This window comes from Bacillus xiamenensis (genome assembly GCF_000300535.1).
Taxonomy (GTDB): domain Bacteria; phylum Bacillota; class Bacilli; order Bacillales; family Bacillaceae; genus Bacillus; species Bacillus xiamenensis.
The window spans coordinates 41,025-67,291 of sequence record NZ_AMSH01000011.1 but is presented as its reverse complement, the minus strand read 5'-3'; the positions used below and the strand labels follow the sequence as shown (position 1 = coordinate 67,291).

Below are 26,267 nucleotides of genomic sequence, written 5' to 3'. Positions count from 1 at the left end.
AAAACCTTTGCAGTCTAGGAAGGACGAGTACTGGCGCGGAGCGAATTTGACATTCGTGAGCACCAGCACGCAGGACTGACACCGAATGCGAGGGTTTGTCTACACGCTGAAGCACCCTTCTAATCAAAGGGTGCCTTTCATTTATGATAAATACAGTTTCGTGTACTTATCCGTTAAATAATCAATTAAGTATTGAACATTTAATTCTTCACCAGTTGCATCTTGAATGATTTCAGATGGTTTTTTCCGTTTTCCATGCTTGTGGACATGTTCAGTTAGCCATTCTTTTATTGGTGCAAAAGACCCGTTTTGAATCAGTTCATCAAAATTCGGTAAATCTTTGATCATTTGCTGCTTTAATTGCGCTGCATACATATAACCAAGTGCGTATGAAGGGAAATAACCAAAGCTTCCATCAGACCAGTGAACATCCTGCAAGATGCCAAGTGCATCGTTAGGCGGCGTAATCCCGAGATATGCTTTATACTTTTCATTCCAAAGTGCAGGCAGGTCCTCAACAGCCACTTCTTCATTAAAAATGGCTTTTTCAATTTCATAGCGAATAATAATGTGTAGCGGATACGTGAGTTCATCTGCTTCAATTCGAATGTAAGTCGGCTTCGATTCATTTACAGCATGCACAAATTCTTCTAACGAGACATCTTTAAATTGTTCAGGAGAGGCCTCTTGCAGTTTTTGATAATACGTTTTCCAGAAATCTTCATGTCTTCCGATAAAGTTCTCAAAGAAAAGAGACTGTGATTCATGAATGCCCATTGACGTCCCATCACATAAGAGCGTTCCGCTCAGTGCCTCATCAATGTTTTGCTCATAGATGGCATGACCGCATTCATGAATCGTGCCAAAGATCGCCATTCGAAAATCGTGCTCATCATAGCGCGTCGTCACACGTACATCCCCTCTGCTTAATGTCACAGCAAACGGATGAACCGTTGTATCAAGACGCCCTGCGTCAAAGTCATACCCTAACTCTTTTAAGAAAAAGAGGCTTAGCTCTTTTTGCTTGTCGATTGGGAAGCTTTTCGATAAAAATGAAGTATCCGGTTTGTTTGGAGAGGCTTCAATTTTTTTGACGAGAGGAACGATAGCGTCACGAAGTGCGCCAAATTTTTGATCGAGCTGTTCAACGGTCATATCGGGCTCATAGTTATTGAGCAGTACATCATATGGCGTTTTTTTCACGCCCCAATACTGAATGAAACGCTTGTTAAAATCAATGAGCTGTTTTAAGTATGGTGCAAAGAGTGAAAAATCTGATTTCTCCCTTGCTTCTACCCAGACATGCTCTGCTTTCGATTGAAGAATGGAGTATTCTTTAAATTCTTCTTTAGGAATTTTGCTGTTTTCATCATATTCTTTTTGCGCTAATTCGAGTGCCTTCTGTGTATCTGTTGACAGCTCTTCTTTCTGTTTATTTAGTACATCAAGAAGATCTCTCATTTCATCAGAAGTCTTCATATTAAAGATATCACTTGATAATTGACCGATGGTTTCTGCTCTGAAATCAGCGCTTTTTTTTGGCGCCTGTGTTCGAGAGTCCCAATAAAGCAAATGAAGCGCCTCTGTATAGTGGGCGATTTTTCCTAGTAATTGATAAAACGCTTTCTCTTTTGATTCAAGACTCATGCGTTCGTTCCCCCAATCAATAAATATGTATGTACGTTTCAAGGCTACTAAAATCAATGTTCTTTTGTCAATGAAAAAGGAGGATACACTGCTCGTATCCTCCTCTTGTCCATTCGTTTTTTATGACGTGATGACCGGCTTTACTGGAAGAACGGATTCAATTTTACTTTGCAGTTCGGTATCTTCCTTACTGCCAAAGTAAATATGAATGCTTCCAGCATCCTTGCTTGTCCGAATCAGTCTCCCAATCCCTTGACGTAATCGAAGCAGCATATACGGAAGGTCTACTTCAGTAAATGCATTCTCTGCTTCATTCCGTTTCGCTTCAAATACTGGGTCATGCGGCGGATATGGAAGTCCCCAAATGACGACATTCGTTAGAGACTGCCCCGGGATATCCAATCCTTCCCACAGATGAACGGAACATAACACAGACGTCTCATCTGCTTGGAATTTTTGCACAATGGTGCTGATCTCCTCGTCTCCTTCAAAGTACACATGGAAAGGCAGCGATTCGTTTGAAGCGTCGAGCTGCTTTCTAAACACATGAAGTTCTTCAAATGAAGGGAATAAGATGAGAGATCGCCCGCCATTTTCTTTCAGTTGAGCCATCACTTGCTGCCCTTTTTCACCTGGCTCTAAGATTGGGTGCTGAATGCCGTGAAAATAAATTTGCATTTGCTCCTCGTAATCATACGGCGAAGCCACGCTCATGGATAAGTAATCTTTGATCCCAAGGCTTTCAGCTAAATAATCAAATGATTGGTTTTCAGACAATGTAGCAGAAGAGAAAATGTAAGGAATTTTTTGCGAGAATACCTTTTCACCAAGTACCTCTGCAACGGTCTTTGGCATCACGACAAATGTCGTATCTAGTTCCTGCTTCTCAAGCCAGCTAATCGCTTCTTTTTGATAGAGTGACAGGGAATACGCCATCTGTTCAATGTACTCCTCCACAACAGACAATTCGTATTGATCAATTGTATACATCTCTGATTCAAATACGAGTGCTTCTCCGATCTTTTCAAGTAAATCACATAATTCACTTGCTGAACGCTTTACCTCTTCCACGCGCCCGATTTCAAGGCGGTGTGAGCCTTTGATTTCTTTGGCATGTGTTTTTAAGAGATAAAAGAACTCATCGTTTGTTGCAAGTGCATCTTCAACGAGCTCTGCAAATTCTTCTCGAATATCATTTTGCAAAAGACGCTCCAAAAATGTCTCAAGCGTTGATTGTTTCACTCGGTATGTTAAGGCTTTTTGTGCTGCAAACTCAAGAAGGTGTCCTTCATCAAATACAACAGAACTATGTTCAGGAAGCAGCGGAAGCTGTCCTTCACGTTTGCGGGATTCCTTTGTCCATACATGCTCCATGTAAAAATCATGAGAACAAATGATCAGATCTGTTGCTTTTCGGTAATGGTCTCTTGATAAATTCAAGCCGCAGCGGTGCCGCATGTCGCATGTCAAGCAGTCCTGAAAAGAGTCATAGCCAATTCTGGACCACTCATCATTTGTTAATTCTGGATACTCTTTTCGATCACCATACGGATAAAAAGTCTGCATCCCATGAGATTCATGAACAAATGAAGGAAGCGATTCATAAATATCGAGCCACTTCTCATCATCTTCACGCTGCATCGTTTTCTCTAGTTTTTTCAAGCATAAATATTGATCATGCGATTTACTTAATCTCGCATCTATTTGAATATCAAGGTGATTGGCAATTTTATAGATATCACCTTCTTGTTTAACCAGCTGTTCAATTAGCGTTTCATCTGCACATGCAATAATCGCAGGTTTCCCTGTATATCTTGCATATGTGACCGCAAATAAGAGATAGACGATTGTTTTGCCTGTACCTACCCCAGCTTCGGCAAACATCACACTTTTTTCTTTAAAGGCTCTTTCTAACTGAAAAGCCATAAATATTTGTTCATCTCGAAGATCAAAGCCCTTTTCTGGCAAAATGTCATAAAACACATCACCAATCCAGTTGCCCAGTTCTTCGTAAAAATTGTGTTCTTTTGATAATGAAAAAGGCAAACGAGATGCTGTCACCTGCTTCAACCCCCAACTTTTGAATCATTCAGACATTAAATAGTAACACTTATGCTGGGGAATGACAATCTTTTTTTATGAGCGCAGGCGATGCTGATAACTTTCCTTCATTAAAAATGCGTGCTCTGAACGTTCTATGTAAGCCTGAGCTAACGCTAAGTCTTCTATGGCTGCCATAAGCTGAGCAGATTGTCCCGTTTCAAGCCCTTCTATTTCTTGAGCCGTCGAAGCGAGTGCTTTTTGGATTAACTGAAATTGATCATAATGAATCATGGAGACACCTCTTTTTTTAAAATCAAGTTCAGTTTATTCCGTCCTGTGAGGACTTATACCTTTTCGGCACAAAAAAATCACACCCATAAAAGGATGCGACTTGATTTATGCTTCAGTTGTTTGTTTTCTAGGCGGGCGTTTTCCCCAGTATTGATAGTAGTCTGTTTTAATAAATCCATTAAACAGTTTTCTCTTTTTCGTCGCTTTTCTTCCGAAGCACTCTTCGAACTTTTCGTGTGATGTTAAGATATAAATGGACCAAGTGTCTAGGTTTTTAAATGCTTCCCCCATCCCTTGATACATTTTTTCCACAGCTGGCTTATCACTGAGACGTTCTCCGTACGGTGGATTTCCGACAATCACACCATATTCTTCTTTTGTTTGGAAGTCTTTCACCTGCATTTGTTTAAACTGGATCAATTCACTTAGTCCAGCTTCTTCTGCATTCAACTTTGCAATGTCTACCATGCGATGATCAATATCGCTTGCAATAATGTGAAGCGGCTGATCATAGTTCGCCTTTTCTTCCACTTCAAGACGCGCTTTGTTCCAGACATCCTCACCGATCCACTCCCATGATTCGGATGCAAATTCCCGGTTAAATCCAGGGGCAATGTTTTGTCCAATCATGGCAGCTTCAATGGCAATGGTTCCTGATCCGCAAAATGGATCCACAAATGGACGGTCAGGTGTCCAGTTCGTTAATAACACGAGCGCGGCAGCAAGGGTTTCTTTAATTGGCGCACCGCCTTGATCCGCACGGTACCCGCGCTTATGAAGACCCACACCAGACGTATCGAGAGTGAGTAATGCTTTATCTTTTAAAAGCGCGACTTCAATTTTATATTCAGGGCCGGTCTCTTCAAGCCATTCAGACTGAATGTTGTAAGATGATCTCAGTTTTTGCGCGATCGCCTTTTTGACGATGCGCTGACAATCAGGCACACTGGCAAGCTGTGATTTGACAGATTTACCGATGACAGGGAACGTGCTATTTTTCGGTAAAAAAGCGGCCCAGTCAATAGCTTTCGTCTGCTCAAAAAGCTCATCAAATGTTTTGGCCGAAAATTCAGCAACTTGGACCTTAATTCGGTCTGCTGTACGCAGCCAAAGGTTTGCACGGCAAATGGCAAGGGCATCTCCTTGGAAAATAACTTTCCCATTATCTACTGTGCACTCATAGCCAAGATCTCTTACTTCTTTTGCAACAATCGCTTCTATTCCCATTGGCGCTGTTGCGATGAGTGTATAGGTTTTCACTTTTTATCACCTGTTTTCTCGTCCTTTTATGTATTCAAGATAAAAGCTCTCCATATGTAGAAATAGGAGAGCTTTGTTTTCATCATGTTTATCATAACGGATATAACGTTCTGTAAGCCATGTTTTGTTCCATCGTACTGCAAACGGCAAAAGCCTCGTACTCAGGTGGTAATCATCTATCTACAGAATTCTCTGTCCTTCTCTCCGTTTGGTTCCTTTGAGAAAGTTCCCCTACCAAGTTTGGGTTTCTCGCTCGAGGGGTTTACCGCGTTCCACTCTCACCATTTCTAGTGAGACTTCGTCACTGTGGCACTTTCAAGGATACTTTGCCATATCCTAAAAGGACGTAGGCATTTTTCCTGCCGTCAGCCTTTCCCAGGCTGCCCTGGCTTATTTTTTCGCCAGGCACGAACACTACGGGCATCTCAGCACCGTGCGAGCATGGACTTTCCTCTGCAATGCCTAAAAGCATTACAGCGATTACCCGAACGTTAATCACCATGCGTTATTATAAACGACAATGTCATCTGACACAAGCTTTTTCAGCAGGACTCAATCATAAAGTTTGCTGCCGAAAACGTGTTTCTCAAGGTTAGATAGTCTTTTTAAAATATCAAAGTTTGTTGTATTGGACTGTGCAGGCTGTCTTTTCCCTTGTTCAACGGCTTCTTCAAGCTGTTTCGTCAAGTGAAGGTTTTCTTGTTGAAGCTTTTCGATTTCTTGATGGAATGTCTCATAGTCTTTAATGACCATATCTAAAAATTTATCGACTTCTTCTTGTTTATACCCTCTGACACCTGTTTTAAATTCTTTTTCTAAAATTTCTTTCGCAGAAAGCTTTACTTTATCAGCAAGCATCTTTTTCACCTCATATCGTGAATTCATAGTATATTTTTTCAGAAATACGTGACGTTGTCAAATTTTCTCTTGCTTTTCATCAAAAAACGGATCTTCTGCCTCAACCTGTGCTCTTAAATCATCCATTGTAATATACATAATTGGGTAATCGGTATAGGTTTGCGCTTCTTTGATCATATACTTTGGCGAGCCTTCATGCTCGGGATCATATAAGGCGAGAAGACCATCTGTTTTTTCAATAAAAAAGCGGTTCTTTTGTTTAAATTGTGCCGGACTTTCGTACGGTCTATGCGTGACACTTTCTACAAAATCAGCTTGTGCAAGAATCCCTTCATACAGCTCTTTATTTTGTTCGTTCCAGCGCTCTTCCTGTTCATAAAATGGCGTAATGACAGCAAGCTTTAACGCTGGATACTCCTCTTGAAGCGCAAACACGACTTCGGCTGCCCAAATTTCTGCACCTAACTGACCTGAAATAAGAACCCATTCCAGTCCGTCTTCAATGAGTGCTGTCAGCCTTTTCTGAAGCTCCGCTTTTATGTATTGAAGCGCGGGCTCGTCTTGTTTGAATATCCCAAGCTCGAATGGCTTGTACCCTGTGACAGCAATAATTTTCATTTTTTCACCTGCTTTTAAAAAAAGGGACTTATAAAAGTCCCATTTCACTTTATCTGTTACAGCAAGGTCCACCGCAGTTAAAGTGTTGATGTGTTGCCGGGTCCACCTGAGAAAACGTATGCGGGAAGTAGTGAACATGTTGGAAATTTTGGTGGTGTACATTTGTCACATGCTGCGGATGGATATGCGGCACAATTGTTGTTGACTCACTGTGTGTACAGCAGTGATTCGTTGGATGAACAATTGGCTGTGTAACATTTGGCTTGCAATGATGATGATGGTACATGTAGCATTCCCCTCTCCTTGAATTTCTTACATTAACAATGTATGAATCAAGAGGTGTACATGTACTAATGCATTAACCTATTTTAAAAATTTGCAAGAAAAACATCTTTATAGTTTGAAAACACGAAAGCGACCAAAATGACAACAAGAAAAAACAAGTAAAAAAGACCCTTATACATGCTCTACGCTCCTCATTCAATATCTAACGTTATTTTACAGGATTCGTGACTTTTCTACAATAAAAGTGCTAAACAATTTTTATTTTCGTCCGAGAGCCGAACGTTGTCATTTCTTGCGCTTTCCCAGGCAATAATTTCATTGCCCAGCTTTTCTTAAGAGCCGCTTTTTTCGTTTTTCAAGTGCTTCAATGTCCCGTTCGCTTAAAGACGATAAAGATAATAATGATTCAGTGATTGAAAGGGCTGCGCTTGCATCTTTTTGGCGGTGTTCTTCATGCTTTGCAAGCTCTACACCCGCTTTTAACGCTACATGAACATCATTTGATTCAAAAAGACGCCTCCATATGCGAACCGCTTCATCCCATTGGTTCAACCGCTTGTATTGTAAGGATAGATCATAAGCCGCATGATTCTCATGTTCAAATTCAGTTCCCGTTAATTCTTGTAAATGTTTCGTCGCTTCTTTTATATCACGGTGCGCAAGATGCCATCTAGCTAGTGCGTATTTCTCATCGCTTTCCTTCACGGCATCTTTGGATAATATTTTTTTTGACAGGTGAATGTAGAGACTGATTAACGAGAGGACATCTAGTTCATTATGAGTCAAAATCCCTTCAATCAACTTCGGGTTTTGTTCCTTTAAAAAATGAAAATAGATCATTGGCGCCAGGAACCCTGGTGTGTCCCCCTCCCGATTGACGTGCAGCTCCTCCTTTTCTACAACGGAAAGAGCCATCCGCTCATATTTATGTTTCCACAATCTTCTGGAGCCATGCAAAAGATCAAAATGGCCAAATTCAGGTAGGGCAGGTATTTGATCACGTAATAACGTATGTCTCGTTTTCACCTGAGGCCAGTCGAATGACTTTCCATTATATGTCACAAGCGATTCTACATCGACTTCGCTGAGGAAGCTTTTATAGAGAGCTGCTTCATTTCCTGGACTAGTGAGCAGATGCTGTTTGACGACAACCTTGTCTTGATAGACCCTCGCATGCCCTAGCAAAAAAATCATGTTTCCCGTCCCGCCAGATAATCCTGTTGTTTCTGTATCGAAGAAAAATAGCTCGTGAGGCTTGTAACCTTTTGCAGAAAGAGAATGCTGCATTTCACTTTCATTCCATGCGTTCACCATGTTCGGGAGTTCTGCGAATGAATATTGTCCATGCTGATGATGCAGTGGATAAGTGACTTCTCGAATGAGGCAAAAAGAGTTCTCAAAGTAGTAAGGTGCTGCACCTAATTGCTCCCACTCTTTTAAAAATGGGATGTTTTCAGCTGTCACAGTTTGTGCTGTTCCTTCTTTAACCGCCTCACGCTTTTCATCTGGCTGATTGTGCGAAAGGTGCTTTTTCATTCTGTTTAATTTCCCTTTTAAAGACATGATCAGGTGTCCTCCTTTCCGTTAAAATACAGACATCAATTGAATGATACTGCTTTTTCCATTGATCTCTTTCATTTCCATGCCAATACAGGATGGACAGCCATTCTCGCAGCTACAGCGCTCAATCAGCTGAGCGGCCGCACGGGCAATCTCACCAAAACGAGCTTGGACTTCTTTGCTTAAACCAATTCCGCCAGGGTAACGGTCATATAAAAACACTGTCGGTTTCCCGGTATGCGCTGCCTTTATTTGAGAAATGACATGAATGTCAGAGCGGTCACACATGACAAATGCAGGGACAATATGCTGAAGAACATTGGCAATACCGAGCAAAAGCTGTTCAAGTGTTTTTTCTTCAAAATTCCGCTCTGCTTCATGTAACTCAAACCAAGCAGCACTCGTATGAATTTCTTCTTCAGGCAAGTGAATCGGGCCGGACCCGATATTTTCCCCCGTTGACAATCGAATTTTTTTAAAAATGGTCGGCATTGCGTTTACGGTTACATCACCGTAGTGAACAGATACCGCTTCCTTCTCCGTTGTCTCATCAATTTCAAGCACCTTAAGCTGTACCGCTAAATTCGCATCTGTATAGTATTCAACATCTACTTGTTTGACATAAGCTTTCAGATGCTCATAATCAAGTTTTTCCACTTGATACTGAACCCCTTCATGTAAATAAATGGCTTCATCATGAAGTAACGTCATTGCACTGAATCGATCCATTTCCCCAATAATTCGAACGTTCGCTACATCGGATTGATCGACAATGACAACATTCTCTTGGCTCGCAGATCGCAGACTGATGCCATGAGCTGGGAACGATTGATCTGACCAATAATAACGGTTTCCGCTAAAATGAAGAACCCCTTCTTCATGTAAGTATTGCAAGATTTCTTCTACATCCATATCGCCAAACTGTTCATCTTCTCGAAATGGAAGTTCATAGGACGCACATTTGAGATGATCGACTAAAATAATGAGGTTCTCAGGATTGATTCTTGCCGATTCAGGTGGTCTGTTAAAGAAATATTCAGGATGTCTGACAATATATTGATCAAGCGGTGATGAGCTGGCGACCATGATAATAAGCGCTTCCTCATGACGCCTTCCAGCTCGCCCTGCCTGCTGCCACGTGCTTGCTACACTGCCAGGATACCCCGTCATGATGCATACTTTTAGCTGGCCAATATCCACCCCTAATTCTAGTGCGTTCGTACTGACAACCCCTAATATGTCTCCTTCTCTTAATCCCTTTTCAATCATGCGCCGCTCTTTTGGCAAATAACCCCCCCGATAACCACGAATCGATTTTGGACCTATTTCTTTTTTTACTAGCTCTTGAATATGACTTAAAATCACTTCAACTCTCACTCTGCTTCTAGCAAAAACGATCGTTTGGATTTTTTCTTTTAAAAAGGTTTTAGCCAGCTGATTGACGACAGTGGCTGCACTTTGTCTAATGTTTAATGGCTGATTGACAACTGGCGGGTTGTAAAAGACAAAGTTCTTTTTACCGCTAGGCGCTCCGTTTCGTTCAATTAGATGCATCTTGCTTCCAGTCAGCTGCTCTGCAAGCTCCTTTGGATTCGCAATGGTCGCAGATGTACAAATAAAGATCGGGTCACTTCCGTAAAATGCACAAATGCGTTTTAGCCTGCGAATGACATTGGCGACATGACTGCCAAATACACCTCGATATGTATGAAGCTCATCAATAACAATATACTTCAAATTCTCAAATAAGCTGACCCATTTCGTATGGTGAGGCAAAATGGCTGAATGCAGCATATCCGGATTTGTGATCACAATATGTCCTGCTTGTCTGACGCGCTGGCGAATCGCCGGGGAGGTGTCCCCGTCATAGGTTTCACTATGAATTGGAACATCCATCTCATGAATGATTTCGTTTAATTCACTTTTTTGATCTTGCGCGAGCGCTTTTGTTGGGAATAAATAAAGGGAGCGACTTGTCTGATCTTCTGCGATCGACTGAAGGACAGGCAGATTGTAGCAAAGCGTTTTACCTGAAGCTGTAGGCGTCACAGTCACCACATGCTCACCATTCATCACACGTTCAAAGGCTTCCTTTTGATGAATATAGAGTTCGCTCACGCCTCGTTTCTCAAGCGCCTTTTTGAGCCTGTCATTTACTCTTTCAGGAACTGGAGAGGTCTTTGCAGGCTTCGCTTCAATTTCATGCCAATGCTCGACCTGTTCGTCTTTTTTTAAGTCTTCTATGAGTTCGTTCATTGTTTTCTTTTTCATATGGCATCACCTCTCATTCTAGTGTACCGAATATTTGTTTGCATGACTAGGCGGCAATTTTTTGATGCGCCGCCTGTGAGCAAATATTTTGAAGTGGTGTAACAGTATCTATTACACTTCTATAGTGAAATGATTTTACGAAGGAAGAAGTTGATCAGATTGAAAAACGAATTTAAGCCTTTATTTGAACCTTTTACATTCCCGGGGGGTGCTTCTATTGATGGCCGGCTAGTGGTTGCACCAATGACACACTTCGGTTCTCATGAGGATGGCACGATCTCAAAGGAAGAAATTGATTTCATTACAGCTAGATCAAAGGAAATGGGCATGGTCATCACAGCATGCGCAAACGTGACGCCAGATGGTAAGGCGTTTGAAGGACAGCCTTCCATTGCAAGAGATGAAGATATACCTGGCCTTAAGAAGTTAGCTTCTGCGATCCAAGCGAAAGGAACAAAAGCAATCATTCAAATTCATCACGGCGGCTCTCAAGCTCTCCCTCATTTGGTTCCAAACGGTGATGTCGTTGCACCAAGTGATGTGTTCAAAGATGGCAAACAGGTTGCACGCGCTTTAAAAGAAGAAGAAATTATCCATATTATCGACTCATTTAAAGAAGCAGCAAGAAGAGCGATCCAAGCAGGCTTTGATGGTGTGGAAATCCACGGAGCAAACGGGTATTTATTACAGCAATTCTACTCCCCGCATAGCAATCAGCGCACAGATCAATGGGGCGGAAGTGAAGAAAAGCGTCTCGCATTTCCAATTGCGGTTGTAGACGCAGTCAAAGAAGCGATCAAGGAGCATGTGACAAAACCATTTATCTTTGGCTATCGTCTATCCCCTGAGGAACCAGAAACACCTGGTTTAACCATGACAGAAACATTCACGTTAGTTGATGTACTCAAGACGAAAAGCCTTGATTACTTGCATATTTCGTTAATGGAGATTGACGCTAAGGCAAGACGCGGTGCTGATACTAGTAAGACGCGCATGGAGCTATTAAAAGAGCGCTGCGGCGATACCCTTCCGCTTATCGGCGTCGGCAGCGTCATTACAGCTGAGGATGCACTGAATGCGTACAATCAAGGAATTCCGCTCATCGCTGTCGCAAGAGAACTGATTGTTGATCCAGATTGGGCACTGAAGATTAAAGAAGGTCGAGAAAGTGAGATCGAAACTGTTATGAAACGCAGTCAAAAAGACAAATATTTGATTCCAGAGAGATTGTGGACGATCATGGAAGCAAACAAAGGCTGGCTTCCGATGGAGGATTAACTTCCTCAAAAAAACTACCCTATCACGCGGGTAGTTTTTTTTATGTTCATGAATTATTTCATTTTCACTGTAAAGAGCTTGGACGTCTGCTTTTCAACAGATCCCTTTGGTTCTTTATCAAGTCTCTCGACTAGATCACCATTCATGATGACAATAGGAGTCACTGTGCTTGCCGCTTTTTCTTCAATGAGTGCTAAATCACACGTAATGAGTGGATCACCGGCTTTTACTTTGTCCCCTTCTTTAATGTGCGATTCAAACCCTTCACCATTTAATCCAACCGTTTCAAGTCCGATATGAATCAGAAGCTCAAGCCCTGAGAGTGTGCGAATCCCAATTGCATGTTTTGTATGGAAGAGCTGAATAATTTCACCCTCTACTGGTGACACAATGGTGCCACTTTTTGGTTTTACGGCGACGCCGTCTCCCATCATCTTTTGAGAAAAGACGGGATCTGGTACATCCGTCATATCCATTAACTCTCCATCAGCTGGAGAATAAATGATTTCTTCCTTTACATCATCTTGGTTTTTTCCGAAACCGAATAATTTTTTCAGCAATGTTCATTTGCTCCCTTCAAGCTTTGCTCCTAGATCTATTCAGCGTATAAACCTTCATGCTCATACACCCTGCTTTATTCAACACTATTTAATCATAATTTTTTCCTCCCATCAATTGATAACCGCCTGAGCCCTTTTTGCATAGGCTATAGATGAGAGGTGATTCAAATGAAACAAGATGGCGAAAAGAAACATGATTTGTTGGCAAATGAAGACATTTTATATGAAGCGATTGAACAATTTTTTGCGTCCTCCCCGTTTCACGAGATTTTAAATAGTGCGGAGGCGCTCATGACCACGTCCCATTCACTGGCATCCATTACTACCGATGTGACAGAAGATGATCAATATGTGTATATTGACATTCGATTTCCAGACCATTTTGTCGAAGGTGATATCGCACTGGAAGTGAAGGCTCAATATTTACACTTATCGGTGCAGGAAAAAATCAAAACAGACACGTCTTCCTCCTATTCAAGCTTTACCAAAACCATTTTAATGCCTGCAAAAATAGATGAAACAAGCATGAAGAGTGTTTGGAAAGATCAATCACTTCGTGTGACCGCGCCAAAGCAAACAACCCAATAGATGTATCTATTGGGTTTACTATGCTTTAAATATGCTTGTAAATCCTTTCGCCAATGAGCCCACTTGATTCATTGTACTCATCATTTGCCCAGCTGTATCAAACATTTTATTAAAATCGTATTGCCCATTTGTCTTTTTAAATTGTGACAGCACATTTTTAAATTGAGATGATTGCTGCTTTTGAGGCCTTGGCAAAGGATAAGGATTCATAGGCGGCTGCATGGGCATCATACCTGAAGGCTGCATTTGCGGCTGATTCATCACTTCAGTCTGCTGAAAAGGCTGGAAGTTTTCTTGGTATCCAAATGGCGGCTGATAGCTTGCAGATGGTGTTTGGTTCATTCCACCTTGATGTGGTGGCATGAAATACTCTGGAGGCTGCGGAGGTTGCTGCATATCTGGATACGTAAAGGGGTTCTGATTGAATTGATTCAATTCATAAGATGGCTGATGTGAATAAGGGACCATGTATCTCGCTCCTCTCGCTCTCAAAACATATTGAAGTCAATGATATATTATGTTCAAAAACAGAAGGTGTGCCTAAAACAGCGATAAGAAAAACGCAGGCTGTTTCATCAGCTGCGTTTTTTGATTTCTTCTATTAAAAGATTCAGTGTGTAAATCACTGACTCAACTAAATTTTTCACACGGGGTGCATGCTGTTTGCCAAAATAAGATTGCAGGACAACCTCTTTGCCATTTTCTTTTACGGCATCAAGCTGGTCTTGATGTAAGTATCTAGGTTTGACCTGATGAACAAACGAAATGGCAGCAGTCAGCCACTCTTCCATTTGCTTGTCAAATTTATCAATGGCGGGCTGAATATCCTTGTAAAAATCATATACGGGGTATTCCTCTTCCGCCTTTCCCTTTTGATACTGCTCATATGCTTCTTCAATCCACGTTCTTAGCTCTTGTGTATATTTAAGTAATGTTTGATTATCCAAAGTGTTCACCTCTATGAACCATCCTATCAAACGTTTACTTATTGCTCAAATATGAAAACTAGCCAGCGTGGTATGCAGGTCTTGCCGCCAATTGATCCTCTGCTGCATGAATTTTCAATTCACAGTCCTTCACTTCTGATTCAAGACGGTCAATCATTTGTTCTTGCTCCTCTATGGCAGCGTGTTTTGTTTCCTTGACAGCTAGAGACAGTTTCTCTTCCACCGCATCAATCTTTCGCTCGATTTCCTCTAATAACTGCATAATGGATTCTTTTGATACAAATTTACTCATCATCAGATTCCTCCTTTATCGTCTCTCGTTACATTCTCTTTTCTTTTGCCCCCTCCTTCATACATGACAAAACTAGAAGCAAATCGCCAATCTAAGTGCATTTAAGCACGATTTCTTCCTTTTCGACATGTGCTTGTCCTTCTTTGTATGATTGCGTCCGATTGTGTAAATTCTAAGGACAAAGGAGGTAGATTTCATGAAAAAACAGCAAACACCAAAAGAGCAAAAGCCAAAAGGGAAAGAGAACAGTACAGATCAACTTGATAAAAAGCTCGGCGGTCCTAACCGTCCATCCACGTAAAAAAAGCAGGTACCCCCTGCTTTTTATTTATGCAAAAAATAGTGCTCTAATGAGAAAAGAAAACGAAGCTGTCTTTTTTTATGGAAATACCAGTCCGTCAGCTCAATTTGTTTTGGTAAAGGTTCTGCGTCGAATAAGGATGGATTCAATTTCTTCTGAAACCAATCTTCCCGTTGATCGTCTAATGAATGTGTCATCACCGGATAAACCGTTCGAAGGAAAGGCGTTGACCTTCTAGCGATCCCTAAAAACGGCTCGAAATCAAACCGAGACCCCGTATGCGGTACGGTATGCAAAAAATGATAAAAACTCGAAAATAAATCGGCTCGAAATAATAGTTTCGCTAGTTTTTTTCCTAATGTAATGCGCTCCTTTACACGGGAAAACTTTCGTATGGTTAACCCGTACAAATGCCCGTCAACTGTCGGAAAAACAACGGTTTGAAAATGTCCCCACTCGCTGAAAAGATATTGAATCGAGTGAAAAACATTCTTTTTCAGAAGAGGATTTTGTATAATAGGAGATTGTATAGTATATTGTTCATTTATGATGAGCGCATAAAGCAGACGCTCTGTGTCACGCTTTAGCCAAAAACGTTCCCACTCAGCGCTCATAAAACGAGACACGCCGAAATATGGCAGCAGATGAAATAAAGGCTTGCTTAATCGCTTTGACCATTCATACAAAAGAAGCTGCGGGTAAGCATCTGAAAAGATCAGCCAATTCGCTCTTTCATACGCTGTGAAAAACAGATGCCCTTGCTGATCCGTTAAGCCCGGATGGAAGAGCTCGCCTTTTAAATCTGTCATTGACCATCCAGCATTTCTCGAGACAAAGGAAGCAAGCAGAGACCATTTTATTTCTGGATGGCGGTCATAAAAACGCTTGTACGCATTTGTCCTCGTCACGTTGTCCTTATTGTTTGCTTTCGTTTCATGTAGAATATGCTGAGTGATGATGTGCTCTTGTTGTGACAACATGGTGATCTCTCCAATACAAAATGCATTAAAAGGAGGCTGAAACTTGATGATTCGGTATCCAAACGGAAAATCGTATCAGCCCATTCAACAAATTGGGACAAAAAAAAGAGTCAGGGGCGAATCCTCTTATAGTAATCGCGGGATGACGCTTGAAGCTGACTTAAATGAAACCAACCAGTACTATTTGGTCAATGGGATCGCAGTCATTCATAAAAAGCCTACCCCAGTTCAAATTGTCAATGTGGACTATCCGAAAAGAAGTGCCGCTGTCATTAAAGAAGCTTATTTTAAACAATCATCTACGACAGACTATAACGGGGTGTACAAAGGGCGGTATATCGACTTTGAAGCAAAGGAAACCAAAAGCACCACCTCGTTTCCGCTCAAAAATTTCCACGACCATCAAATTGAGCATATGAAACAGGTTGAAAAGCAAGGCGGTATTTGTTTTGTTATTATATCCGCATTTGGCTCCGTTTATTATTTATCCGCTTCTGACCTCTTCTTCTTTTGGGAGCGGCAGCAGCGAAATGGGCGCAAATCCATTAGTAAAGACGAATTAATGGAAGCTGGCCACTTAATGACACTTGGATATTCGCCAAGAATTGATTATATTAAAGTAGTGGAGACACTTCATTTTTCGGATGAAAGTCAGCAACATTTACGTTCGAAAAAGGTTTAACACGAAAGGTTGAGATGTGATGTCTGATCAATTTACAAGTCGTGAACAGCGACGAAAAGCCAGTCAAGAAAAAAACAGGAAGCAAAAAAACAAAAAAGGCAAAAAGAAAGCAGGTCTATTTAAAAAAATATTTTTATCTTTACTCGTGATCGGTCTTCTTTGTGTAGTAGCCGGAATCACAACTTTTGCCGTTTTTGCATCAAGCGCTCCTTCTATTGATGATAGCAAGCTTAAAACGCCGTATTCTTCAAAGCTTTATGATAAAGACAAAAAAGTCTTTGCAGAAGTCGGGGCGGAAAAAAGAACGTATGTCTCGATTAAAGATATACCCGATGTTGTAAAAAACGCATTTATTGCGACTGAAGATGCTCGTTTTTATAAACACCACGGGATTGATCCCATCCGTATTGGCGGTGCTCTTGTCGCAAACGTCGAGGACGGTTTTGGAGCCGAAGGCGGTAGTACGATCACACAGCAGGTTGTAAAAAACACCCTTTTAAACAACCAAAAAACATTAAAGCGTAAAGTGCAGGAAGTATGGCTTTCTATACAGCTTGAGCAAAAATACTCTAAAGATGAAATTTTAGAAATGTATTTAAACCGTATTTTCTTCTCGCCTTATGCTTATGGTGTTGGGAAAGCGGCTGAACAATTTTTCGGCGTTACAGATTTAAATAAACTAACTGTTGCACAGGCTGCCACGCTTGCAGGTATGCCGCAGAGTCCTACTGCCTATAACCCAGTGAAACATCCCGAGGCAGCGGAAAAACGCCGTAATATCGTTTTAGGCCTGATGAAAAAACAAGGCTACATTACAGATAAAGAATATGAGGAAGCAAAAGCAACACCTGTAAGCAAAACCGTCGTTTCAGCTGATAAATACAAGAGCCAAAACTCAAGTAAATACTCTGCTTATATCGAAGAAGTCATGGAAGAAGTTCAGAAAAAAGCCAAAGTGGATGTATCAACTGATGGTTTAAAAATCTATACTTCACTTGATCGAAATGCACAGGATCACCTGGATGATATTATAAATGGAGATTCAGCCGGATTTACGAAAGGCATGCAAGCTGGTGTTACCCTGCTCGATACAAAAAATGGTGAAATTCGTGCCATTGGCGGTGGCCGGGACGTTCCAGTCGGCGGCTTTAACTATGCCACTGACGCAAAGCGCCAGCCAGGGTCAACCATTAAACCAATCTTAGATTACGGCCCAGTCATTGAAAATAAAAAATGGTCAACATATCAGCAAATAGATGATGCGCCGTATACGTACTCAGATGGCACACCAATTAATAACTTTGACAAAAGACATTTAGGGAAAATGTCAATGAGAAATGCGTTGGCACAATCACGAAACATCCCTGCCCTAAAAGCATTCCAAGCGGCTGGCACAGATCATGCCGTTCAATTTGCCAATAACTTAGGTATGGACTTACCTTCTGATATTCCAGAATCCTATTCAATCGGTGGATTTGAAGATGGTGTATCTTCCCTAAAGATGGCTGGTGCGTTTAGTGCATTCGGTAATAATGGGTACTATAATGAGCCTCACGCTGTCACGTCTGTTGAATTTAATGACGGAACAAAGCTTGACCTCACGCCAGATTCTAAAGCGGCTATGAGTGATTACACAGCCTTTATGATTACTGATATGCTGAAAACAGCTGTACAATCTGGAACTGGTACACTCGCACAAGTACCGAACGTTCAAGTAGCTGGTAAAACAGGTACAACCAACTTTACACAAGATGATATTAACAAATACAATATCCCGTCTGGCGGTGCGAAAGATTCGTGGTTTGTCGGCTATACGCCGCAATACACAGCAGCTGTTTGGACTGGAATCGGCAACTCAAAAGATGCGGACGGTAAAATGTGGCTCACAACGGATGAGCAGCGCGTTGCAAAAATTGTATTCAAGCAATTAATTTCTCAAATTGATGATGGAAGCGGCTCATTTGAAAAGCCAGACAGCGTCGTTGAAGCAACGATTGAAAAAGGATCAGATCCAGCAAAATTAGCCGGACCAAATACACCAAGTGATAAGAAAACAACCGAATACTTCGTGAAAGGAACGGTTCCGACAAAAGTTTCTGACACATATGATCAAAAAGAAGCCGATAAACCATCTGACTTAAAAGCAGTGTATGACGAAGAGAAAAAGTCCATCACACTGACATGGAGCTATGATGACGACGCAGATGCTACATTTAACGTGAAGCAAGCGGTCGATAATGGCGGCTATAAAGAAATTCAAAACAGTTCTGCTAAAGAAGCGGTCATCTCTGATGTGAAGCCTGGCTCTACCTATAAATTCCAAGTGACAGCCACTGTAGAGGATGTCACAAGTAAAGCAGCTTCTACCTTCCTCACCATTAAGGATGACGAAGAGACAGAAGAAAAAGCAGATGATGAGAACAAAGAAGACGAAGAAACGCAGCAGTCTGATGATGAGCAGACAGATCAGACAGACGATACTACAAATCAAAATCAAGGCACGGATGAACAGAAGCAAGATGATAAAAAAGATCAAGATCAAAGTGGAAATACGGAAAATGGTACTGGCGATTCTGACGATGGCTCAGATACTACAAATGGGAACAGCAGCTCACAGAGTGATACCACGAAAAAGAAAGATGACAATAAAGCCAACTCTCAAAGCGCAAATACCCAGTCAAATACTACTTCTCGAAAAGAAGACGAATAACGAAAAAGCACTTGCCTCATTCGGCAAGTGCTTTTTTTAACGATTTTGTTTTAACTTTCTGAGTGCTTCGTATTTTCCATACTGCTTTTTAAGTTCTGTATACAGCTCGTCCAGTTGAATAAAGCAGTGATATTGAGTAGGTTTTAGCAAAATAAACTCTACTCGTTCTGTCCAGTTAATAGGGGCAACAGGAAACGTCTGTTGTTTGATCTCCTCCCAATCAACCGATTGGAGCCGCTCCCCTTTGATCCAGTAAAACATCGCCATCATACTAACGATGCCTTGCAGCATATCATCCTGTTCACAGCGAGATTTTCTTGTTTGAAAGCGAGGAAGCATTTTTATTTTTAATTCATTCCACAGTTCGAACATCACAGGAACAAATTCTTCCGTTTTCTGCCACGGAAGCCCGTCTGATAAAGGCTTTGAAGACAGGTCAAACGCAAGTGGATGACTCCTCAGTATATCCTTTCTTTCAGCGCTGAAATCTACCTGTTTATCTTTTAGCTTTTCGACATATGAGGTGAAAACAGTTGCCCCGCTCATGCCAGTTTCACCAGCCCTTTTTTCAGTCTTTTCTGCCCTTCTCTGCACATATCAAGAAGCGGACAGGATTCACACTGCGGCCGCTGCGCCTTGCAGTGGTATCGGCCAAAAAAGATGAGGCGGTGATGGGTCACAGACCAATCTTCTTTTGGCACCTTCTTCATTAAGGTTTGCTCTACTTCAAGAACAGAGTCCTTCCAGCGGCAAATTCCGAGGCGTTTGCTGACGCGTTCTACATGTGTATCGACTGCAATAGCAGGAATCCCAAAAGCTACTGACACGACGACATTTGCTGTTTTTCGCCCAACACCGGGAAGCTTCATGAGCTCATCTCGATCCCTTGGTACTTCACCGCCATATTCTTCAATGAGCATTTTGCTTAATTTTTGAATGTTTTTCGCCTTATTGCGATAAAGACCAATCGAGCGAATATCTTGCTGCAATTCTTCAAGCGGCACACTTACATAGTCTTCTGGTGTTTTGTATTTTTGAAATAAATGTTTGGTCACTTTGTTCACTAGAACGTCTGTACATTGCGCTGAGAGTGCGACAGCGATCACAAGTTCAAATGGATTGGAATGAACAAGCTCACACTCAGCCTCTGGAAACATGTCTCCTATAATATCTAAACACTCATTGATTTGTTTTTTTGATAACATGCCTTCTCCTTTATTGGTTATTGTTCCAGCCAATTGTAAAAAGGAACTTGTCGTTTATAAGATGACGTTTCTTCTTTTGAAGGTGGGGCTTTTTGCTGCGAACGGAAATGCTGGCTATGCTCTTTCGCTTCTTCCGCTGTTTTCAGCCCTTTCTTTTTCCACTCAAACAAAATTCGATCAATATAACGAAAATTTAATTTTCCTGATAAAACCGCTTCTCTCAGTGCTAGACGAATCATCTCCGCATCATGATGATCTTGATCCATCCAGATCGAGAGTGTTTCGCCCTCAAGAGGAGACAGCGGTCTGCCGAATTCATCTTCAAATAATGCATATAAAGACTTTTCGGCCTGCATATCATTCTTTTGTACTTCTTTTGCCTGTTTTGCTTCTAAAAAGTCGTACAGCACGCCCCATAAAGGCTCTACTGAGTACCGGTCATGCTGTATGCCGGATCTGTCTTCAAACGGCTGAATTGAAATAAACCCTTTTTGAATTAAATGCTGCACCATATAGGCACACTCTTCGGCTGAAATGGTCATACCATTTGAAAGCTCTTCAAAGGTTTGAAAAAAGACGCCTTGTTCTTCATTCATTTTAATCTTTAACATGACCATCATTTGTGATTCATTCAGTCCTAACTGCTCATAGTGAGCAATCAGCAAATTTGGCAAACTGGTTGAACCCATTTGCTGCATATCTATAAATTGCTGCCTTTTCATCGGATACACCTCTTCACTTTCAGTATATCACGTTTTATGATACGTGCCCTTGGAAAAGACGTTTGAAAAAGCCTCCATATGTTGGAGGCTTTCACGTCTTAAGGATATAAACGGTTTAATAATCTTGGGAATGGAATGGTTTCACGCACATGCGGCGCTCCGCTAATCCAAGCAACTGTTCGTTCGAGTCCAAGACCAAAACCTGAATGTGGTACAGAACCGTATTGTCTCAATTCTGTGTACCATTTGTACGTTTCTTGATCTAACCCGTGTTCTTTTAATCTCGCTTCAAGCAGATCTAGATCATGAACACGTTCAGAACCGCCGATAATTTCTCCGTAGCCTTCTGGTGCAATTAAGTCTGCACAGAGGACTACGTCATCACGGTCCGGTGCTGGCTGCATATAAAATGGTTTTAATGACGTTGGGTAATGTGTGATAAACACTGGTTTATCATAGCTTTCGGCGATGGCTGTTTCGTGAGGTGCACCGAAGTCATCTCCCCATTCAATGTCATCAAACCCTTTATCCTGCAAAAATTTAATCGCTTCATCATAAGTGATGCGCGGGAATGGTGCTTTGATGTTTTCTAATTTTGCTGTATCACGGCCAAGTGTGTGTAGCTCCACCTTACAGTTTTCAAGTACACTTTGAACAACGTGAGACACATACTTTTCTTGGTACTCAAGGTTTTCATTAAATTCTACAAACGCCATCTCAGGCTCGATCATCCAAAATTCGATTAAATGACGTTTCGTTTTCGATTTTTCAGCTCTAAATGTTGGGCCAAATGAGAATACTTTTCCAAGTGCCATCGCAGCAGCTTCCATGTAAAGCTGTCCACTTTGAGAAAGGTACGCATCTTCATCAAAATATTTAGTAGCAAATAGTTCTGTCGTTCCTTCAGGTGCACTTCCTGTTAAGATTGGCGGATCCACTTTTACGAAGCCTTCTTGATGGAAAAATTCATATGTAGCACGAATGATTTCGTTACGGATTTTCATAATGGCATGCTGTTTTTTTGAACGAAGCCATAAATGACGGTGATCCATTAAGAATTCTGTTCCATGTTCTTTTGGTGTAATCGGGTAATCTGTTGCTTCGTGAATCACTTCAATGGATTTCACTTGTAATTCAAAACCAAGTGGTGAACGCTCGTCTTTTGTCACCTGTCCTGTTACATAGACAGATGTTTCTTGTGTCACTGATTTCGCAAGCTTAAAGACTTCCTCATCCACTTCTGCTTTTACAACGACTCCTTGAATAAAGCCTGTCCCGTCACGCAGCTGCAAGAATGCAATTTTTCCGCTTGAACGTTTATTGGCAATCCATGCGCCGATCGTTACTTCTTCATCGACGTGTTTGAACACTTGATTAATAGTTGTTTTCAACATATTTCCCTCCAAAGCCAGAAAGAAACTCACCTAGTAGAAAGGTGTGATTCTTTTTTCATACATTTTATTATAACCGTTCTAAATCAGCACGGTCAACGCAAGACAGCAGAAACTAAGGTGTTAAATTTTTTTCTACGCGTCCTGTCGTAAAATCGACATAGCTGAAACTATATTGGTTGTTCTCATTTAAGTATGTCACTTCCCAAAGGAGTACATCACCTTCTCTTGCTAATTTGACACCCTTTAACTTAGAAATCGTGTTCTCCTTTTGAACGGCTTGTACTGCTTGGTTTGAGGTAATGCCTTCTTTTGCTTTTTTGGCGATCACTTTTTCTGTTTTGCTGGCAGGTACCCATACATAGATCGTGTCGTTTTGTTTGTCTTTACCTTCTACAATAAATTGTTTTTCTTTCCCGACAAAGGTTTCCACTTGCTCCACTTGTTCTAATGCTACTTGTTTTTTTGCTCGTTCAATCGCTGCCTCATGACCTTGTTCTTTTTGCCCCATAGCAATTTGATAAATCCACGAAAAACTAATGATGCCAATGAGCAAAACGAGAGCCGCAGCGGACGAAATAATCCAAACTATTCTTTTCATGTCAAGCTTCCCCTAAGTGCGATATATGGTAAATATCGCTTGATTTTGATCTTCTTGATCTAATGCTAATCCAAACATAAGATCTTCCCTTTTCAGCGTTCTGTTCAGCAAATCAACGATTTTGTATAGGTCTTCCGAATGTTTAATTTGAACAGTTGAAAGTACCTCTATTTTACTTTCCACTTCTAATTCCTCCTCGGTACGTAAATATTGTTAGTCATACTTTTTCACGCAGGAACAGATACTATTTTTACAACGGAACACAAAAAACCGTTAAGATAAATTAACTCCAAACCCACACCACCAGCTTAAGGCCGCTTATGACAGCGGCTTTTCGTTGTTGAGCCTCTCTATATACGCCTCAAGTGACTCTTTTGACATCTCATGAACCGGCGCATGAGGGAGTGATTCTAAAAATAGTTTTCCGTACGAGGCTGTTTTCACTCGGCGGTCTAAAATGAGCAATGTACCAATGTCTTTTTCAGAGCGCAGCAGGCGGCCGGCACCTTGCTTAAAGGTTAATACAGCTTCTGGAAGAGCGACGGCTTTAAACGGATTCTTCCCCTGTTTTTTAGCCGCTTCACATTTTGCTTCAATGAGCGGTGAATCAGGCGGCCGGAAAGGCAGTCTTGCCATAATGACGGTCGTCAGCTCTGAGCCGGGAAAATCCACACCTTCCCAAAAACTGCCCGTACCAAGCAAGATCGCTTCCTTTGCTAATTTAAACATTTTCGTCAATTTCACAGGACTCCCGCCTGTCAGCCCTTGAGCAAGCAGTGCCGATTTCATGCCTTCTGTTTTTAGCTCTTCATACACTGCTTTTAACATCTCATGTGAATTAAATAAAACCAATATTTTCGCTTGATCCTGCTTTTCCATAATCTTAATATATTTTGCAGCTTGCTTCACATAATCTCTCTCATCACGGTTTGTAATCGGCGGCATGTCAGCCGGTACAACAACCTTGAGCTGCTTTTCAAGCTCAAAAGGTGAATCGATTTGGATCAGGTGCGGATAAAAGTCCTGCAGTCCAAATCTCTCCATGCAATAGTCAAAACGATGATTGACTGTAAGGGTTCCTGATGTAAGCACCACACTTTTTTTGTTCATAAAAAATCGATCCGCCAAAAGCTCTCCTGTATCTAGCGGCTGCGCATGCATAAAGACAGCATTTTTGGCACCTTTTGCATCAATCTCAATCCAAACCGTTTCATCATTATTCGGTTCAAACATAAACCGGTACAGCGTACTGCAAAATGTCTGCATAAATGACATGACTTGATCGTATTCCTCTGCTTCAAATGCAAAGTGTTCTGTCAGTTGATCCCTTTTGTGAAGCAGCTCGTTTTTTTGCTGCTCATACAGCTTTTCACAAGCAATTAACAATGAACAAAGCTTACTCGCTGATTCTTTAATTCGTACCCACTGAGCATGTTTCGAATGATGACGCACTCTATGAATGAGACGATTAATGTCCGCTTTTGGTTTTGTCCTTTTCACAAAAGTATGGACGGTACTAAAGAACGCATCACTTTCCATTTGAAGCTGATAAAGATATTCGTCCATTTCAATAAAGGTATCCGTTGATAAACCGGCACCATGGAATCTCTTTTTCAGTTTCTTTAACAGTCCGCCTTGTAAGGAACCGAGCTGTGTTAATTTTGCATGAAGCTGAATATAAGAAGTACTGTCACCAAGTGTTTCATTGGCCGTTTTCTCAAATTGGTGGGCTTCATCAATCACATAGACGTCAGCATGCTGAAAGATAGACGATGCTTCCGTTTGAGATAAAAGCAGGCGGTGATTCGTCAAAATCAAATCAGCTGTCTGCGCCTTTCGTTTCGCTCGTTCATAAAAACAATACTCTTTAAAGCGGCGTTTTTTTGATGTAAACGGCATGTGTACACAGGAGATTCGGTCTTTTATATTTGCAGCTCCTGACGGTAAATTCAGTTCAGATAAATCCCCCGTCTCGGTTACAAGCAGCCACATTAAAATTTGCGCTTTTGTTAAGACAATATCATAGTTATCATCTTCCTCATGCAGTACATGCTCAAACTTATCCAAACAAATATAATGTGCTCTCCCTTTGAATACACAAGCAGCTGGTTCAAATGGGAGCAATTGATTGAGCAACGGGACATCGCGCTGAAGCATTTGCTGCTGCAATAAAATGGAATATGTACTGATAATAACAGGCTTTCCTGATTTCTTTGCCTCTAAAGCAGCTGGGATGAGGTAAGCTAGTGTTTTCCCAATACCTGGTGCCGCTTCAATTAAAGCATAGGCTCTTTCATTGAACACATCTCTTACTTTATTCATCATCGTGAGCTGGCCTTCTCTTACTTCATAACCTTCTAACGTTTGAGGAAGCTTCTCTTTGATCTCCTCAAACAGCTGCTCGTCGCCCGCGTCTACTGAATCTGTCGTATCAGTTATACGATTGGTCACATCTTTTACAACAAAAGATCCGACTTCCACCAAAGAATCATCCTGATTAGAATGATTTGTTTCAAGCTGCTTAATTAACAGGCCTATATCACTTAGAAGATATGAAGATAATCTGCGCAGCTGCTTTAACACATTTGGCGGTGTATGTCTCAATTGATGTAGTAGGTTTAAAAATAACATGGCAGTAACTTCCGCATCACTATCCGCCCTGTGCGGGTGGTCATGTGGAAGCATGAGCTCTTCACTTAATTCAGTTAGCTTATAACCTTCAAGCTCAGGATAAAGAATTCTAGAAATTTCAACTGTATCAATCGCTAGCACATCCAGCTCATTTTTCCCGCATGCGCGTAGTTCATCATTTAAAAAATTCAAGTCAAAATGAACATTGTGCGCAACAAAATAAGCGCCATGTATGAGGTCATACACCTCTTGGGCAATCTCCTCAAAAAACACCGCATCATCAACCATGTGCTGTTTAATACCTGTCAGCTGTTCAATAAATCCAGGAATCGTTTTCCCTGGGTTCACATATCTTGAATACCGTTCGACAATTTGTCCATTTTCAATGACCACCGCAGCAATTTGAATGATTTTATCACCTTTTTTTGGTGAATTTCCGGTGGTTTCAATATCAACGACAACAAACCTTTGATCGGTCATAAAATGGACACCTCAATTCCTCGTTCCACTCTAAGTGAAACACGCTCTGGGCAATATAGCTGAAAC

General features: G+C 41.3%; 26 protein-coding genes and 1 other RNA gene. 5 read left to right on the top strand and 22 right to left on the bottom strand.

What is annotated here, in order from left to right:
• Nucleotides 1–141: 141 nt before the first annotated feature.
• The 10 genes from BA1_RS06320 to BA1_RS06285 form a co-directional block, all read right to left on the bottom strand.
• On the bottom strand, nt 142–1,647 hold the full coding sequence (locus tag BA1_RS06320) for a carboxypeptidase M32 (protein WP_008356846.1): 1,506 nt from the start codon (nt 1,645–1,647) through the stop codon (nt 142–144).
• A 120-nt stretch (nt 1,648–1,767) separates the two neighbouring features.
• A complete protein-coding gene (locus BA1_RS06315) occupies nt 1,768–3,708 on the bottom strand; it encodes an ATP-dependent DNA helicase (RefSeq protein WP_008356844.1) in 1,941 nt (646 codons plus the stop codon).
• A gap of 75 nt (nt 3,709–3,783) precedes the next feature.
• Nucleotides 3,784–3,981: a hypothetical protein gene (locus BA1_RS06310; protein ID WP_008356842.1), complete on the bottom strand. Its 198-nt coding sequence runs from the start codon at nt 3,979–3,981 to the stop codon at nt 3,784–3,786.
• Between the two features lie 105 nt (nt 3,982–4,086).
• Complete coding sequence (locus BA1_RS06305; RefSeq protein WP_008356840.1) at nt 4,087–5,241, bottom strand: THUMP domain-containing class I SAM-dependent RNA methyltransferase; 1,155 nt, start codon at nt 5,239–5,241, stop codon at nt 4,087–4,089.
• 108 nt (nt 5,242–5,349) lie between these two features.
• An RNA gene (rnpB, locus tag BA1_RS18590) (RNase P RNA component class B) lies at nt 5,350–5,733 on the bottom strand.
• Between the two features lie 60 nt (nt 5,734–5,793).
• Nucleotides 5,794–6,099 (bottom strand): cell division regulator GpsB, encoded by a 306-nt coding sequence (gene gpsB / locus BA1_RS06300; protein WP_008356836.1) that lies wholly within the window; start codon nt 6,097–6,099, stop codon nt 5,794–5,796.
• Between the two features lie 57 nt (nt 6,100–6,156).
• The gene (locus tag BA1_RS06295; protein ID WP_206760273.1) at nt 6,157–6,717 is read right to left on the bottom strand and encodes an SLOG family protein; all 561 of its coding nucleotides are present in this window, start codon (nt 6,715–6,717) and stop codon (nt 6,157–6,159) included.
• A 49-nt stretch (nt 6,718–6,766) separates the two neighbouring features.
• Nucleotides 6,767–7,003: a spore coat protein CotD gene (gene cotD / locus BA1_RS18585; protein ID WP_008356833.1), complete on the bottom strand. Its 237-nt coding sequence runs from the start codon at nt 7,001–7,003 to the stop codon at nt 6,767–6,769.
• 314 nt (nt 7,004–7,317) lie between these two features.
• On the bottom strand, nt 7,318–8,565 hold the full coding sequence (locus BA1_RS06290; protein ID WP_008356831.1) for a ribonuclease H-like domain-containing protein: 1,248 nt from the start codon (nt 8,563–8,565) through the stop codon (nt 7,318–7,320).
• A gap of 21 nt (nt 8,566–8,586) precedes the next feature.
• Complete coding sequence (locus BA1_RS06285; protein ID WP_008356829.1) at nt 8,587–10,833, bottom strand: DEAD/DEAH box helicase; 2,247 nt, start codon at nt 10,831–10,833, stop codon at nt 8,587–8,589.
• A gap of 159 nt (nt 10,834–10,992) precedes the next feature.
• Between BA1_RS06285 and BA1_RS06280 the strand changes: the two genes are divergently transcribed.
• Nucleotides 10,993–12,111, top strand: coding sequence for an NADH-dependent flavin oxidoreductase (locus BA1_RS06280; protein ID WP_008356827.1), 1,119 nt, complete (start codon nt 10,993–10,995; stop codon nt 12,109–12,111).
• 53 nt (nt 12,112–12,164) lie between these two features.
• Here the strand turns inward: BA1_RS06280 and BA1_RS06275 are convergent, their stop codons facing one another.
• Complete coding sequence (locus BA1_RS06275) at nt 12,165–12,671, bottom strand: PTS sugar transporter subunit IIA (protein WP_008356825.1); 507 nt, start codon at nt 12,669–12,671, stop codon at nt 12,165–12,167.
• Nucleotides 12,672–12,839: 168 nt separating this feature from the next.
• Between BA1_RS06275 and BA1_RS06270 the strand changes: the two genes are divergently transcribed.
• Nucleotides 12,840–13,259 carry an Hsp20/alpha crystallin family protein gene (locus BA1_RS06270; RefSeq protein ID WP_008356823.1) on the top strand — a complete coding sequence of 140 codons (420 nt, stop codon included), beginning with the start codon at nt 12,840–12,842 and terminating at the stop codon, nt 13,257–13,259.
• Between the two features lie 18 nt (nt 13,260–13,277).
• Here BA1_RS06270 and BA1_RS06265 read toward each other — a convergent pair whose 3' ends face one another.
• From BA1_RS06265 to BA1_RS06255, 3 genes are all read right to left on the bottom strand, one after another.
• Nucleotides 13,278–13,727, bottom strand: coding sequence for a YppG family protein (locus BA1_RS06265; protein WP_008356821.1), 450 nt, complete (start codon nt 13,725–13,727; stop codon nt 13,278–13,280).
• Nucleotides 13,728–13,834: 107 nt separating this feature from the next.
• Nucleotides 13,835–14,215 (bottom strand): YppE family protein, encoded by a 381-nt coding sequence (locus BA1_RS06260; protein WP_237739192.1) that lies wholly within the window; start codon nt 14,213–14,215, stop codon nt 13,835–13,837.
• A gap of 49 nt (nt 14,216–14,264) precedes the next feature.
• Entirely contained in the window at nt 14,265–14,498 is a 234-nt protein-coding gene (locus BA1_RS06255; protein ID WP_232532035.1) for a DUF5446 family protein, read from the bottom strand.
• Nucleotides 14,499–14,694: 196 nt separating this feature from the next.
• Here BA1_RS06255 and sspM point away from each other — a divergent pair, with 196 nt between their 5' ends.
• A complete protein-coding gene (sspM, locus tag BA1_RS06250) occupies nt 14,695–14,799 on the top strand; it encodes an acid-soluble spore protein SspM (protein WP_008356814.1) in 105 nt (34 codons plus the stop codon).
• A gap of 23 nt (nt 14,800–14,822) precedes the next feature.
• Here sspM and BA1_RS06245 read toward each other — a convergent pair whose 3' ends face one another.
• Entirely contained in the window at nt 14,823–15,779 is a 957-nt protein-coding gene (locus BA1_RS06245; protein ID WP_008356812.1) for a DUF2515 domain-containing protein, read from the bottom strand.
• A 46-nt stretch (nt 15,780–15,825) separates the two neighbouring features.
• On the opposite strand from BA1_RS06245, the gene recU reads away from it, so the two are divergent.
• Both recU and BA1_RS06235 read left to right on the top strand, forming a co-directional pair.
• Nucleotides 15,826–16,461 (top strand): Holliday junction resolvase RecU, encoded by a 636-nt coding sequence (recU, locus tag BA1_RS06240; RefSeq protein WP_008356810.1) that lies wholly within the window; start codon nt 15,826–15,828, stop codon nt 16,459–16,461.
• Between the two features lie 19 nt (nt 16,462–16,480).
• The gene (locus BA1_RS06235; protein ID WP_008356808.1) at nt 16,481–19,171 is read left to right on the top strand and encodes a PBP1A family penicillin-binding protein; all 2,691 of its coding nucleotides are present in this window, start codon (nt 16,481–16,483) and stop codon (nt 19,169–19,171) included.
• Between the two features lie 36 nt (nt 19,172–19,207).
• Here the strand turns inward: BA1_RS06235 and BA1_RS06230 are convergent, their stop codons facing one another.
• From BA1_RS06230 to dinG, 7 genes are all read right to left on the bottom strand, one after another.
• The gene (locus tag BA1_RS06230) at nt 19,208–19,717 is read right to left on the bottom strand and encodes a YpoC family protein (RefSeq protein ID WP_008356806.1); all 510 of its coding nucleotides are present in this window, start codon (nt 19,715–19,717) and stop codon (nt 19,208–19,210) included.
• The gene (gene nth / locus BA1_RS06225; RefSeq protein WP_008356805.1) at nt 19,714–20,376 is read right to left on the bottom strand and encodes an endonuclease III; all 663 of its coding nucleotides are present in this window, start codon (nt 20,374–20,376) and stop codon (nt 19,714–19,716) included. Before nth ends, BA1_RS06230 begins: the two co-directional genes overlap by 4 nt.
• A 17-nt stretch (nt 20,377–20,393) precedes the next feature.
• Nucleotides 20,394–21,098, bottom strand: coding sequence for a DnaD domain-containing protein (locus tag BA1_RS06220; protein ID WP_008356803.1), 705 nt, complete (start codon nt 21,096–21,098; stop codon nt 20,394–20,396).
• A 98-nt stretch (nt 21,099–21,196) separates the two neighbouring features.
• Complete coding sequence (asnS, locus tag BA1_RS06215) at nt 21,197–22,489, bottom strand: asparagine--tRNA ligase (RefSeq protein WP_008356801.1); 1,293 nt, start codon at nt 22,487–22,489, stop codon at nt 21,197–21,199.
• Nucleotides 22,490–22,604: 115 nt separating this feature from the next.
• A complete protein-coding gene (gene tseB, locus BA1_RS06210) occupies nt 22,605–23,090 on the bottom strand; it encodes a cell wall elongation/penicillin-binding protein regulator TseB (RefSeq protein WP_008356799.1) in 486 nt (161 codons plus the stop codon).
• A 12-nt stretch (nt 23,091–23,102) separates the two neighbouring features.
• Nucleotides 23,103–23,273, bottom strand: coding sequence for a YpmA family protein (locus BA1_RS18580; protein ID WP_008344594.1), 171 nt, complete (start codon nt 23,271–23,273; stop codon nt 23,103–23,105).
• A gap of 135 nt (nt 23,274–23,408) precedes the next feature.
• A complete protein-coding gene (gene dinG / locus BA1_RS06205) occupies nt 23,409–26,201 on the bottom strand; it encodes an ATP-dependent DNA helicase DinG (protein WP_008356797.1) in 2,793 nt (930 codons plus the stop codon).
• Nucleotides 26,202–26,267: the final 66 nt, after the last annotated feature.